At 41.2% G+C, this 14,339-nt stretch carries 7 protein-coding genes; 6 read left to right on the top strand and 1 reads right to left on the bottom strand.

Going from position 1 to position 14,339, the window contains the following annotated elements:
- Positions 1–2: 2 nt before the first annotated feature.
- Complete coding sequence (murD, locus tag EHO58_RS08875; protein ID WP_135679677.1) at positions 3–1,352, bottom strand: UDP-N-acetylmuramoyl-L-alanine--D-glutamate ligase; 1,350 nt, start codon at positions 1,350–1,352, stop codon at positions 3–5.
- A 73-nt stretch (positions 1,353–1,425) separates the two neighbouring features.
- Here murD and EHO58_RS08870 point away from each other — a divergent pair, with 73 nt between their 5' ends.
- The 6 genes from EHO58_RS08870 (at position 1,426) to EHO58_RS08845 (ending at position 14,339) form a co-directional block, all read left to right on the top strand.
- A complete protein-coding gene (locus EHO58_RS08870; RefSeq protein ID WP_008596972.1) occupies positions 1,426–1,764 on the top strand; it encodes an STAS domain-containing protein in 339 nt (112 codons plus the stop codon).
- 3 nt (positions 1,765–1,767) lie between these two features.
- Positions 1,768–2,520 carry a beta/alpha barrel domain-containing protein gene (locus tag EHO58_RS08865; RefSeq protein WP_135628656.1) on the top strand — a complete coding sequence of 251 codons (753 nt, stop codon included), beginning with the start codon at positions 1,768–1,770 and terminating at the stop codon, positions 2,518–2,520.
- A gap of 178 nt (positions 2,521–2,698) precedes the next feature.
- Positions 2,699–3,769, top strand: a complete 1,071-nt coding sequence (locus EHO58_RS08860) for a TMEM43 family protein (RefSeq protein ID WP_135679676.1) — start codon at positions 2,699–2,701, stop codon at positions 3,767–3,769.
- Between the two features lie 428 nt (positions 3,770–4,197).
- Positions 4,198–7,842: a hypothetical protein gene (locus EHO58_RS08855; RefSeq protein ID WP_135679675.1), complete on the top strand. Its 3,645-nt coding sequence runs from the start codon at positions 4,198–4,200 to the stop codon at positions 7,840–7,842.
- A gap of 32 nt (positions 7,843–7,874) precedes the next feature.
- Entirely contained in the window at positions 7,875–10,973 is a 3,099-nt protein-coding gene (locus EHO58_RS08850; RefSeq protein ID WP_135679674.1) for an Ig-like domain-containing domain, read from the top strand.
- Between the two features lie 342 nt (positions 10,974–11,315).
- Positions 11,316–14,339, top strand: a complete 3,024-nt coding sequence (locus EHO58_RS08845; protein WP_244241113.1) for an Ig-like domain-containing domain — start codon at positions 11,316–11,318, stop codon at positions 14,337–14,339.

The following is a 14,339-nucleotide window of genomic DNA, read 5'->3' as shown; positions in this document are numbered from 1 at the left end:
ATCTAAGGTTCTTCTCTGGCCCAATCGGAGACTAATCTTAAAAAATGTTCTCCTCTTTCCTCAAAATTTTTATATAGATCAAAGCTCGCGCAAGCAGGCGAGAATACCACTGATGAAACTCTCGCTCGACCTGAACGTACTGCGGTTTTGATCTGAGAAAAACCTTCTTCCAAATTTTCCGCTAAAATTAAATGAGAACCTAAGATAGGGGAGATCACCGGTGCCCAGGTTTCTCTAGCTTCTCCTATTAATAAGACCCAGCCGATACCTGAGGCTAAAAATTCTTTTAGAGGTTCTAACGGTTCTACTTTTGGTCTTCCGCCTAAAATTAAGAAGGTTCCTTTTTTGTCCTTCCAGGTGCCTAAACCTGCAAGCATACTATGAAGGTTCGTAGATTTGGAATCATTGATAAAAGAAATGCCTGCTGCCTTACCAGCATGTTGAAATCGATGAGGAAGACCTTTAAAAGTTCCGATTAAACTCTGGATATGTTCCGGTTTTGCACCGATTGCTTCAGAGGCTAGGATAGAAGCAGCCAGGTTATCCAAATTATGGCCTCCAGGAAGAGGAAACCCATTCGTATCATAAACCGCATTGGCGGTTTTAATCGTTTTCTCTTCTTCCGAAATGAGTGCATCATTTCCTGACTCTCTTCCGAAGACTAAAATTTTGCAGGACCATCCCAGTTTTTGGATCCTTTCCTTAAAAAGTTTGGAACTGGTCACAAGAGTATGACGAGGGTTAGAAGAATCCACAATCCGAGTTTTGGCGGCAAAATAATTATCTAAATTTTTATGCCTTTCTAAATGATCGGAGGCAAGATTTAATATTACAGATACGTTAAGTTCTAAAGGACCGGAATCTTCCAACTGATAACTGGAAAGTTCCAACACGGAAAGTGGAACCGGTTTTAGGCAAAAATCACTGAAAGCCAAACCGATATTTCCTCCAGCAGTCGCTCCAGGAAAATCAGCGGAAACTAAATGAGTAGTGAGAGAAGTGGTGGTGGATTTTCCATCCGTGCCTGTGACTCCGATCAATTTTCCGGAATAGAAGGCTCTCGCTAATTCTACTTCGGAAACTACTGGGATTGCGAGAGAATTTGCTTGGGAAATTACGGAATGAGAAGGAGAAATTCCCGGACTTTTTACGATGAGTGCGATTGGAAGAAGGTCCGCTAAAATTACATCTTCGCCTACGAACGTTACATTCAAATCTGGCAAGGCTTCCGAATTACAAAGAACAGCATTCGCCTGTCTCTCTTTCAAGAGTCGGAGAGCCGCCATGCCGGAAACTCCCCCGCCGAGAACCAGGACTCTTTGGCCTAATAAGGAGGTAGGAAAATTCTTCATCTTGGGGAACTTGGTTGACAGGCTATTTTTTGCATCGAGAATTGTCTCTAAATTATCGCTAGGGTAGGTTCCTTTGCTCGATCATAAGGTACAGGACGGAGTTCTAATAGTTTACCTCAAGGGACGTTTGGACGTTTCTATCGCAAACGAGGTGGAAGAAAATCTGAACGATCTAATCGATAACCAAGGACATACCAGGGTTATTTTGAACATGCAAGACGTAGACTATATGTCTTCATCCGGATTCAGGGCTTGCATTTCTACACTCAGAAAATTGAACGCAAAAGAAGGCGGTCTTAAAATCTGCGGGATCAAACCGGCGGTTAAAAGAATTTTCGATGTGATCGAACTTACCTCTCTATTTGATATCCGCGAAACTGAGGACGAAGCGCTTCGAACCTTTCGTGCATAACCGATGATGGCGTTACATCGGGTTCTCCAAGAAATCGTAGAAGAAAAGAAAAGGGAAATCGAAACCATTCCCGAATATAAACCTGCTCCATATTCCGGAGTAGGTTTGTGGCAATCACTTCGTTCCCGCAAATTTTCAATCATCGCAGAATGTAAAAAAATGAGTCCTTCTGCCGGGATCATCCGGCAAGAATTCAATGCAGTCTCCATTGCCAAAACTTATTCAGAGTGCGGCGCCACTGCGATTTCGGTTCTTACTGATAAAAAATTTTTCGGTGGATCTCTCGAAGATCTCAAAAACGTTTCTTCTCAGGTCAATATACCTATATTAAGAAAAGATTTTATAATAGATACAAAACAAGTGGCAGAAGCTAGAGAATTCGGAGCTGCAGCAATTCTACTCATCGTCCGCATTCTCACGCCTGAAAAACTTTCAGAACTGATCAAAGAAGCCAAAAAATATAATATGGATGTTCTTACCGAGATCCATACGGAAGAAGAAGCTCTCATTGCTGCCAAGGCGGGTGCAAACATCGTAGGTATCAATACTCGTGACCTGGATGATTTTAGCATTCATCAGGATCTGGTTCCTAAGGTGGCTTCTAAACTTTCTCCTAATATAGTGAAAGTTGGAGAATCCGGGGTCAAGAGCAAGGCAGATTTGGATGAGTTCCGTTCCCATGTGGATGCCGCACTTATCGGTACCTACTTTATGGAAAAATCGGATATCCGCAAGGCTTGGCTGGAGCTTTTTTAATCCTTCTACAGTTTCGCGTTCTCATATTTTAAAAAAACGCATTCTAACTTTTTCCAAAACGTACGTTTGGATACGTGACCTTCTTCTTTTCAGATTGGAAAAAAGATATTGCCTACCGAATTGTGTGGAATGTAGAATGCCCTTTCGTCTTTTTTAAGGCCAGTTGGGAGGTTTTTTCATGGCGTTTGAAGAATCAGGGGAAGGTTCGAGCATATTCGGATCGATCGGTGACTCGTTCAAAGGAATGTTGGCTGGGGTAGTATTATTCCCTCTTTCCTTATATTTGATATTTCAAGTGGAAACTTGCGAACAGGCGAGTGCGGCTCTTAAAGGTGCGTTACCTGCGTCCCAAGCAAAGGCTGGGGTTGCGTCTTACGTAACGGGTAAATTAAGTGCCGATCAATTAGGCGGTGAATTCGTAAAACCTGGAAAATATATTTCCTATTCTCAATCTTCCGAAGTATATGCTTGGGAAGAAACGAGCAAAGAAGATTCTAAAACCAAAAAAACGGTCTACGATTGTGAATTGGATTGGATCTCTTCTCCTAAAAATCCTAAAAATTTCAAAGATCCAGCATGTAAGTCTAAACCTTTCTATAAGGCGACTGTGGATGATAAAAGTTCCGTAGCTTCCGACGCGAAAGTAAAGGCTGAAGACGGCAAAACTTTCAGCGTGAATTTGAGTAAAGTGGATCTAACTTCTGCTGTTCCGTCTGTGAGTCCCGGATCGGGAGACTTAACAAAAGGGATCGCTGAAGGGGATTATATCTATTTAACTCAAAAATGCGCGAGCGATCAAACGGAAGGTTGTGAGAGGATCAGTGTATCTTTAGTTCCGGTTCCGGAAGAAAGTATGACTTTCGTGGGATCGGTGAGTGGAAGTTCTATAAGTGAATTCACTAGCGCAGAAGGTAATAAATTTTTAAACGCTTCTGTGGGTGATTACCAAACCACTATGAAGGATATCCAAAGTGATGATAATACAACAAAATGGCTGATGAGGTTGGGTTGTTTTATCGCAATGTGGGTAAGTTTCAATCTTCTCGCAGGACCGTTACTTTCTCTTTTAAGTTTTGTTCCTTTTGTGGGAGAATTGGGAAAAGCGGCACTTTCGATCGTATTTGGAGTCGTAGCATTTGTGATTACTGCAGTTACCATTCTTCTTGTGAAGTTCTGGTATATCTGGCTGATATTGGGGCTTGCAGCAATCGGATACGCTATCTATAAAAGAAAAGCGGCGACTGCTTAATTTCTAGATTCAAAATGTAATAAAAAAGGCCGGGAATTTCTCGGCCTTTTTTATTTTTCCCCGCCTTTTTAATTGTCCAAAGTCAATAAAAACTTTCCAAAAAGTAAACGTGCGTTTATTCGAAACCTAGATTAAATCATGCTTTAGAACATGATTTTAAGTGGAATTCTGAGAAAATAAGAGACGTATAAGACAGTTAAAAATAACGTACGTTATCCCAAAAATCATCAATTATAGTGAAAAAAGTCCTTGTCTATACCGTTATAGTATGTACCAGTATAGCGATCGATACACGATTCGAACAATTGATATAAAAAAAGATTGAAGGTTTTTTGGAACCACGGTATAAATAGAGGCCGTTCTGGTTCTAAAAAATAACAATTGTTCAAAAAAGCGAACATGGACCCAGAGAGGTTTAAGGGATGAAGATGCTGCCAATAGGAGAGCTTACCGGGGGGAAATTTCGACTCCTGGATTTTAAGGAAAATATAATTTTCATTTCTCTTATATTATCATTATCCGGAGCCTGCTCTCACGCTGGAACGGATAAAAACGGAATTTCTCAATTCTCAGATAATACCGACGATTACAAAGGTGTTTCTTTATTCAGTTTTTTGAATCCTTATCCTGTAGTGAAGAGCTTTTTCACCAATTTGGACCCAGTCGGCTTTAATGAAGCCTTGGGCGATGCACTCTCACAAGCACCAAGAACTGATAATTTAGGCACAATCCGCGCTTTAGAATCCGCTATGTTGCAGAGTAGAACTAGTGTGCAAACGCTTTCTTTGGGCCTTGCAGACATGATTGAAAAGATGCAAACTTCGAATCCTGCTGCATATTCTTCTATCCAGCCGGTTTTTGAAAAAATCCGTCATTATAATAAACCCGTGGTTCGCAATTTGATGCCTCTTGGCGCGAATCAACTTTTGATCGAGTATAATACGAAAACTGCGAATCAAGTCGCTACATCTATCCATGATACTGCGGACATTTTGACCGATCCGGATTCGATAGACACTCTTCATGATATAGAAGATTTTCTTTATAAAGGATTACGTAAAAATACTACATTCCGTACCGGAGTTGAAAATCTATTAGGTGGATTTTTTGCTCCTTCTCTTCTAACTGATCGTTCCTTAAAAGAAGGATTTATCTCTTTAATTTATGATTTCGGCGAGATGATGTATAAAGCTGCGGGTTTCGCGGATCAAATGACTCCTCAGACATCATTTAAGAATTTTATAATAAACGCTGAGAACTTTTTCACTATAAATACTACTTCTCCTGCAGAGACGACCGCTAACGAATATTCTACGAATGCAGCTTATAATAACCCGGGAGGCACATTAAAGCCTGCTGAATTGAGAACGATGTTACAGGATTTGTTTGTAACAATCAAAGGTTTAATTTTTGCTCAGGGAGATGTAACTGTAAACGTTCTGAAAGAGACTGCAAAGAATGCATATTTATTGGATTTTATGCGGAATTCTTCCGGATCGAGCCAAACTTTTAAGGATCTTTTACAATTAGATGGGGATGGAAAAAATCGCCAAACAGATGTGGATAGCCGTCCTCTTTCTTCTTTAGAAACTCTATTTATTGTTTTAACACTTGCGGATAATTACGGTTACAGATGGGATCCGACCCAGTTAACTCATAATGCTTTAACGACTTCAGCTCCATACACAACAGGCGGGGAGCTGACCTTAGGTGATGCGATGTTTAGCATGGGTTCCATCATTGGGACAGACATCACCAATCCATTCAATTTTAAGAATATTACTGAATTGAGCCGCACTAGCTCAAAGGTCTTTAGAGACGGCTCGGTTTACAAAATAGGTTTGAATACGAGAGTTCTTTCCATTTTAGAAGCAGTTTCTCGCGGGGAAACACAACAAATTACGGATTCTGCGTCAGAGGCAACATTCGATAAGTTGTACAATAAGACCGTTCCTTGGATGTTGGATTGGATCGTTAAGGTTACTTTAGAAGGTTATGGTCCTTATTATAGCCAAACTGACGGTGGAGGGCAACCGATCGCTCCTAATGGGAATCCTTTACAATACCAACCTAGTTGGAATACCTCTAAATACTATACACAAATCGATCCTGGAACTGGCGGAGAAAGACGTATTTATCTAGGCGGGGTGGATCAAACTGCTGCTTCAGCCGTATTGACCAACAAAGGATTCTATTCGATCACTGAAACAGCTCCCGCTCCAATTTTAGTAGCAAGTGCAGAAGAAGCATTTTATAAAAATCTACAATGGTTACTCTACGAAAAAAGATTCGTAGCGGTTCTTCCGGTAAGAGCTAAATTAGCTGCGACCGTTACTTACCAAGAAGCTTTATTCATTACCGCGATCGGTAACGGGATAATGGGGATGATGAATCTTAGTCCGAATTGTGGTCCGTTAAAAGATGATTGTACAAACTTCAACGGGATTTGGCAGAAAAAAGGAACTCCACTTAAGTCCTTTGATTCAAGCACTCAAGCTGGACCTTGGGTTGTTCAAGATACAAATATCCAAGATATATCCAATGAACCTGGCGATTCTGTTTTCTTAGTAGAAGGCTGGGGATACGGTTTGGCAGGTAACGAAGGTTTCCAAGTTACCGCAGTTTATTCCGCATTATTCCCTCTCTTGGTCCCTGATCCAGCTACAATCTATGGAATGATACCACCTGTAATATCTCAAAATGCAGGTGTGATCAAACAACTTGGTTTTTTGGGAACTACCGACACTCCTCCTTCTCAAGTAAACACAAACTGGAATAAAAGAAATCGTCTGACTCCGTTCATTGTGGCTTTGGCAAAAGCGCTGGGAGATGACGCAAAAATTGCAGCAAATAGAGCTGCTGGAAAGAACCCGTACAAATTATTTACAGGTCTTGCAGAGATTTTCTCTCGTCCTTATGTTTATTTTGGTCCAGACCAAACCTATGGACCTAACGGAGTTTATGATTCAAATGTAAGCCCGATCCAAGGCACAGGAGTTCCTGCTAATGGACCTTCTTTCATTCAAATCAGAACTGTAGGGATTAATACTGGCATACGAAATCCGAAAGCCACTCCTGTAGAATACAAAGCTTCTAAAAATTATAGAACTTTATTAAGCGTCTTGATAGAAGGAACTTCCACTCCGACAAGCACTGATCGTAACCGGATGACAGACGGTCCATTGGATCTATTAAGTAAAACTGATATTCTTTCCGGGCTGATCAAGTTCACTACAAATCTTGGGGACCCTGCGAAAACGGATGCTAGAAATAAAGTGATGGATGGTCTTTCCGGCATCCTAGGCCAGACAAAACTTTGGTCAGATTGTGGTGGAGAGGCCAGTTTCCAGACCAATTGTCCGAACCAATTCGCAATCGATGAAGGAATTGATTGGTTAGTGTTCCGTATCGCCGACAAATACGATGATCGGCCTAGAAACGATCTATATGCGCCTACCTGGGTAAAAGTAGATGATCTGGTCAGAAGAATCCGTGACTACGTTTCCAGGTCTTCCGGTTGGTCTTTGGTGAAATCTTTGGATTTCTTATTGGATCTCTTGTTGGATATCCAACTCACTGCTGGTGAGATTACAAATACCTTGGATCTTATTTCTTCTCTCTTCTATGTGGGAGATGATACTGATCCGAGTAATACTGCTCTGGACACAAGAACATATACTCTTTCCGATATTTTGACCACAAGTCTTCCTCCTGTTTTGGATTCTATGGCTCCTTACGGAAGGAACTTATACGCGACAGGTTACCAATTGGGTAAACCGGGCAGCTTCTTCAGTTTCTTGGAGAAAAATGCGAACATGTCTTCTCAATACACCGTAGAAGAACTATTCGAAAATACCAAAGTACTTCTAAGATCCGATATGATCCAAACTTCCCTTATGGATAACAGGGCGTTCCTGTATTCTGCAGGAACATTGATTGGATTGTTCGGGGATATTTATGAAAGAGGTCGTCGTTTCTCCGGATCCGATGCTTTCTTCTATGATAATTGGAATGAAGGTCAGCCCACGTCGACGTACTGGGACGATATGAATGCGATATTCTCACTAAGATGAAAAATAGATATATAACTGGACTACCGACACAAATGAAGACGCAGACACTCAAGGGATTTTTACTTATCGGTTTCGCTTTAATCTTAGTATCCATTGGATGCGGTGGAGAAAAACAAACGAGTCTTTCCGACTCTATCTTTGCAAGTCTAGGTATTGCTACCGATTCCGGAGGAAGCCTTCCTACTAGTGCGTCTTTAACTCCTTATAAGGATACGGATGAACCAGCTGCTCTTCCTGTGGATTTCGGAACTACAGGACCCCAAGCATTATTGAACTTGTCTTCTACTGACCAAGTGGACCGTTATAAAAGTTTAGAAATCGTTTTCTCTGAGCCTATGTTACAGTCTAGTGTGGCCGGCGATTTTATTCTGAAAGAAAAATCAGGGACCCTATTACCTGGTCCTGCTGTTGAGAAGGGTGGATCTTTTTATTGGAAATCTGGTGGAAGATTGATTTTCGATCCTTATAAAGAATTGAAACCTAATACTAAATACCAACTTACTTTGACTAACGCTTCTAAAGGTTTAGAAGGCGGAGATCTTCAACCTTACACGATAGAATTCACTACCGAGCCAGATTATTTGATCGGCGCTACGTTAAACGGAACAGCAGTTGGTCCTGCAAACTCTTCTAAGGATTTAACTTATACGGATGCTGCTCCTGGTACGATCGCTATGAATTTGAACGCGAGTTTTACTTCTTCGATCAGTGGTGCGAATTCTATCCAGACGATTAAACTGAAACATTTAAGTTCTACTGCAGAGCATGTGATCTGTGCGGCCCCTCCTTGCGATATGACCGCTCCTCTTGCTTCTTCTTTGAATTTAAATACTTTCTCAGGAGCTAAAGCAGGACTAAAACCTTTCCAAGGTGGGAACGCTTATATCTTTGAGGTAACTACTACAAATGGTAAAGTGTTTCGTAGATCATTCGGATTCAATTATGGAAAAGTAAATACTAGTCCATATGCTTTGATCACAAATGGTGCAGCAACGATCGTTGACGAGACTCAGGCATTAAAACTGTTCGGCCAAATTTTAGAAAGATTTGCTAAAAACGATTATAAGATCGTTAATAAATCTTTTTCAGATTTTTCGAATAATCCTAAGAGTACTGCAAAGAGAACTAGCTATTGTATAGATTATCATTCTGAGATCAATTTTATCCGCAGCTTTGGTGATTCTACAGATCCTGATAATGGAGATGGGTATTGTGGAGCATCTGGAGCAAATCCAGGAGCATTTGTTGGTAATGGATGTTTCTTAGGTTGTTCAGATTTCGATATGGACGTCTACATCACTGGGGTCAATATTCCTGCTATGACAGGGACTGATCCTACGATCACAGCTGGTTTAAGTGTTCCTGCAAATAATAACCTGAAAGTAAGCATTAACGGCCGTAAGGCGATTATTAATCTTGCAATCATTGCAAGAAACAGGAATTCGATTGGTCTCGGACTTGTTGGTTCTGGCAGTAAGTTCTATTTCACTACTATCGCAGAAGTGAATTTGAATGAGACCGCAAATCCTCGTGCTGCAGTTGCAAATACGAATACTCTGGTGGATTCAAACGGAGAATTTAATATAGCAATTAAAACTCCTTTAACCATAGCTGCTCTTCCTGCAAACACTACTTCCGATAATTTTTATACAAAAGAATGGTCCGATCATTTAAGAGTTAAGAATAATGCTGGGACTTTAGACTCGGTAGACTATGTGGATTCTACTTCTTGGGCGGCTGACCTTCTATCTTCCGTAACTGCCTCCATCGCGAACGATATGGTCCCAGCTTTAAAACCTGCGATTACTCAATCTATGTTAAAGGACGTTATCCAGAAGGTTGCACCTAACGCGCTGAATGCAGTTGTGACTTCTTTAGCGAATCCAGGTTTGGATGTGGTATTGCCGGATTATCTTCCTGCACCTTTACAAAGTTTTCCGCTTTCTTTAAAATTGAAATTCCAAACAGATGTGGTTCCTACAGTCTCTGGGGCGAACAAGGGACTTGTTGGCTCTGCTTCTGTTGCCTTGGTAGCTAAAACTCCTCTTATAAATACGGACCCGAATTATCACGGGCACCAATTGGCTTCGGGTTTTATAAGCACTCGTCCTATTCCGACTGGAGATGCGCTTACTAAAACTTTTCCTTTCTCTAAAAGTTCTACAAACCCAGGGCTACTTTTAACTCTGACTGCAGACACTGTTACTCAGGCTGCTTATAGTCTCTGGCAAAACGGTGCCTTAAATTTAAGGATCAATAAACCTTTTATAGATTCTATCACTGCTTATGCAGGTTCTGATCCTCTATTCCAGTTGACCCAAGAATTAGTAAAAGTAGGGACCTTATTGAATATTTTGGCTCCGGGTAGAAATACTTTAGTCGGTTTGAATCCAACTGATTCTAGTAAGCTGATCCAAAGCGTAAAATCTTCGGATGATGTGGATATCGATGTGTATGCGATCCATGCTCCTAATGGAGAGTTTAAGTTTGGCGGAGCGAATTCTATTCCTGCTTTAGTTGTGAACTTTACGGATTTGGAATTAAGGATTTATGGAAGAAGGCCGAACGGAACTCAAATCGGATATCCTATCCCAAGTTCGATAACCTGTTCTTCCGCAGCTGCTGATTCTGCTGCAAATAGTTGTCGTTATCTTTTGAATACAGTGCGTGTAAGTATCAAAGGGGATGGGTCTTTCAATTTTATTCCGTTCGTGAATCCGGATCCTACCGGAAAACCTCAGTATAATAATTTGAACGCTATGAGCCTTGTGATCAAAAAAGATGAGAACAGTATGGCTTATACTCTGGATATTCTGGAAGGAAATTCGGTGAATCCGTTCGGTTTAGATCCTAAGGGGATTTTCCAAGTGGTAGATCCTTTGATCCGTTCATTGATCATTCCTTTGGTGAATAACGTATTACGTCAGGTGCCTCTACCTAAGTCGTTGAACGTTTCTGCGATCACTAACTTTTCTTCCGGAGCGGTATGTAATCTTCAGTCTACTACGGATAAACTGAAGCTGATCACTATCCCGATCCCGAATACGGAACCTTATCCGTATTTATTTGGAGGGCTTCAGTTCCAAGGAGCTGCTGCTACAAATCCTGGAACAGTGGTGCAATGTCCTTAATAACATATGAGTAGAAAGTAAAGAGGGATAAGTATAGAAAGATAATATTATAAAAATAGAATAAATCCTGAACCAAGAGTTTTCTCCAAAATTGAAAATAAACTCTTAAGGATGGGGCAATTTTTCGAAAGAAGAAGGTCCTGTTCGAGGTTGGATAGGCACTGACGGGTGCCAATTCCGGCCGAATTCGAAAGAAATCATGCGATTGAAGACTGGAGAAAAAAGATGGTTACCGGATTGGGTGAAAGAGATAGAATTTTTATTAAACGGACGGTTGTTATAACCTGTCTGGCAGTACCCCTTTTATTTTTTGGATGTAAAGATTCTGAAAAAGGTGGAGGGATGCTCGATTCCTTTCTTAGTTCCATAGGGATTCCTATCGATGATGGAGGTTCTATTCCAGGAACTTCTAATAATATTAATTATACGGAAACAGATACTCCTACCACTTTACCAGTCGATTTTGGTGCCACCGGGCCTCAGGTCGTTCTTAATTTAGCCAGTCTCACTCAGGTAGACCGTTATAAAAGTTTAGAGATCGTATTCTCTGAACCGATGGTTTCAAGCACAGTAAAGGCTGACTTTGTTTTTACGGAAGATAACGGAACTCTTCTTCCTGGACCTTCTAGTGAAAAAGGAGGAACCTTCTATTGGAAGTCTGGGGGAAGATTGATATTCGATCCGTATCGAGAATTAAAAGCAAATACCACTTACAAACTCACTTTAACTTCAGCCTCTAAAGGATTAGAAGGAGGAAACCTTCAACCTTATACTGTCAGTTTTATTACGGAGCCGGATTACTATATTACAATGTCCTTAAATGGCACGGGAGTAGGTCCCGCGAATTCCCAAAAGGACCTGACTTATTTGGATGCGACTCCAGGTACGATTTCCATGAATCTGAACGCGAGTTTCACCAATCCTTATAATCCGAATCAAATCCAAAGTATCAAATTAAAACATATGGGTTCCACTGCGGAACATGTAATTTGTGCCGCTTCTCCTTGCGACATGACCGTACCTTTAGCTTCTTCCTTAAACTTGAATACTTTTTCCGGAGCAAAAGTCGGACTAAAACCTTTCCAAGGTGGGAATGCTTATGAATTCCTGATCTCTACCGCTGACGGTAAAACATTTCGTAGGTCTTTCGGATTCAATTATGGGAAAGTTAACTCTAATCCATATGCTTTGATCTCTAATGCCTCCGCTGCAGTCTTTGATGAAGCCCAGACTTTAAAATTATTTTCTAATATTCTGCAAAGATTCGCTCATGCGGATTTTAAGATCACAAATAAAACATTTAACGATTTTTCAGGATCTCCCAAAACTACGGACGTTACTCCTCTTAGAGACCCTGACGGTAACGGTAACTTTTCCGACAGAAGATGTATAGATTTCTGGTCTATTACCGCGAACGATTTCCCGATCTCTGTAAATTACGTAAAGACCTATGGGGATATGTCAGGCCAATTCGGAAATGGATATTGTGGGATCGCAGGAAATACGGGAGCATTCAATATTACCGCAAGCTTCTTGGGAAATCTTCCTATGTGGTTGGACGTGTACATTAATAACGTAGTCGTTCCTCCTTTAGCTCCGGATAATACTACGAATATTACGGACTCAATTTATGTCCAAGCAGACGGTGTAATGGGAGTAGATCTAAACGGTAAAAGATCCGTGATAGATATCACAACGATCGGTTATTCTCATGATTGTACCGGCCTTGCTTGTTTATTAGGAAATGATGATACTTACGGATTCTCTACCACAGCTACTTTGAATCCGAACTCACCTTATACTTCTCGTTTGGCGAGAGCAAAGGCGAATGCAAGTTTTGATTCCTCGGGGAAAATTGCTGTCGCGGTCAAAACTCCATATACGCCTACGGATGGGATCAACGGGAACTTTTATGTATCTGAATGGGTGAATAACTTAAATGTTGCAGGTGTAAATTTACTGGCCGCTACCGATACTTTGGGTTCTTGGCTCTCTCCTATTACGGAAAGTGTAGCGAATAACGCAGTTCCACAGGCAACTCCTTATATTACCCAGTCCATGTTGAGAGATATCGTGGAGAGGGTATCTGTGGAGGCGATGAATGCAGTATTAGTTTCTTTGAATAATCCCGGTTTGGATGTGACTTTGCCGGATTATTTGCCGGCACCTTTGAACAATTTTCCTTTGTCCTTAAGGTTGATGGCTCAAAACGATGCGGTTGTAAAATCGGACGGAACTAATAAGGGAATACTAACTTCCGCAAGTGTATCTTTGGTGGCCAAAACTCCTCTTGCAAACACGGACCCGAATTATCATGGGCATCAATTAGCCACCGGTTTTGTGAGCACTCGTCCCATTCCGACCGGGACCGCTATGGCAAAAACATATCCATTCTCCAGAAGTAATGCCAATCCCGGATTACTTCTTACCTTGAATGCTGATACTGTTACTCAGGCCGCTTATAGTCTCTGGCAAAATGGCGCCTTAAATTTAAGGATCAATAAACAATTTATAAATCAGATCAAACAGTATGCAGGTTCCGATCCTCTCTTTGAATTGACTCAAGAATTAGTTAAGGTGGGAACCTTGCTAAATATCTTATCTCCAGGCAGGCCTTTGGTAGGTTTGAAACCGGGCGATCCTAGTAAATTTGTTCCGAATGTAAGTGCGAGTGATGATGTGGACATTGACGTATACGCTATCCATGCACCGAATGGCGAGTTCAAATTTGGTGGCGCAAGTTCTCTTCCTACCCTGGTAGTGAACTTTACCGATTTGGAATTAAGGATATACGGTAGAAGACTTCCTGGAACGGATGTAGGTAATGGAAGCTCTGTGCCTTGTAGTGCAGCTGCCGCAGATAATGCTGCAAACAGTTGTCGTTATCTTTTGAACACGGTGCGTGTAAGCCTAAAGGGGGATGGTTCCTTCAATTTTATTCCATTTGTGAATCCGGACCCTACCGGAAAACCTCAGTATAATAATTTGAACGCGATGAGTCTTGTGATCAGAAAGGACGAAGCGAGCATGTCTTATACGATGGACATTCTGGAAGGACCTACATTTAATCCTTTTGGTTTGGATCCTAAGGGAATTTTCCAAGTGGTGGATCCTTTGATCCGTTCATTGATCGTTCCTTTGGTAAATAACGTATTAAGACAGGTTCCTCTGCCTAGTTCATTAACCTTGGATGCGATCACAAATGTTAGTTCCGGGAATAAATGTAATCTGCAATCTACTACGGATAAATTGAGATTGGTTACTATCCCTATTCCAAATTCGGAAGCATATCCTTATCTATTCGGAGGGCTTCAGTTCCAGGGAGCGTTTGCCTCTAATCCTGGAAATGCTATCGCCTGCCCTTAA

This window comes from Leptospira selangorensis (genome assembly GCF_004769405.1).
Taxonomy (GTDB): domain Bacteria; phylum Spirochaetota; class Leptospiria; order Leptospirales; family Leptospiraceae; genus Leptospira_B; species Leptospira_B selangorensis.
The sequence above is the reverse complement of the archived record's forward strand: the minus strand, read 5'-3'. Positions and strand labels throughout refer to the sequence as shown.

Bases quoted from the DNA above. Each gene is read 5' to 3' on its own strand.
- murD (WP_135679677.1), bottom strand. From the start codon at position 1,352: ATGAAGAATTTTCCTACCTCCTTATTAGGCCAAAGAGTCCTGGTTCTC.
- EHO58_RS08865 (WP_135628656.1), top strand. From the start codon at position 1,768: ATGATGGCGTTACATCGGGTTCTCCAAGAAATCGTAGAAGAAAAGAAA.
- EHO58_RS08860 (WP_135679676.1), top strand. From the start codon at position 2,699: ATGGCGTTTGAAGAATCAGGGGAAGGTTCGAGCATATTCGGATCGATC.
- EHO58_RS08855 (WP_135679675.1), top strand. From the start codon at position 4,198: ATGCTGCCAATAGGAGAGCTTACCGGGGGGAAATTTCGACTCCTGGAT.
- EHO58_RS08850 (WP_135679674.1), top strand. From the start codon at position 7,875: ATGAAGACGCAGACACTCAAGGGATTTTTACTTATCGGTTTCGCTTTA.
- EHO58_RS08845 (WP_244241113.1), top strand. From the start codon at position 11,316: ATGCTCGATTCCTTTCTTAGTTCCATAGGGATTCCTATCGATGATGGA.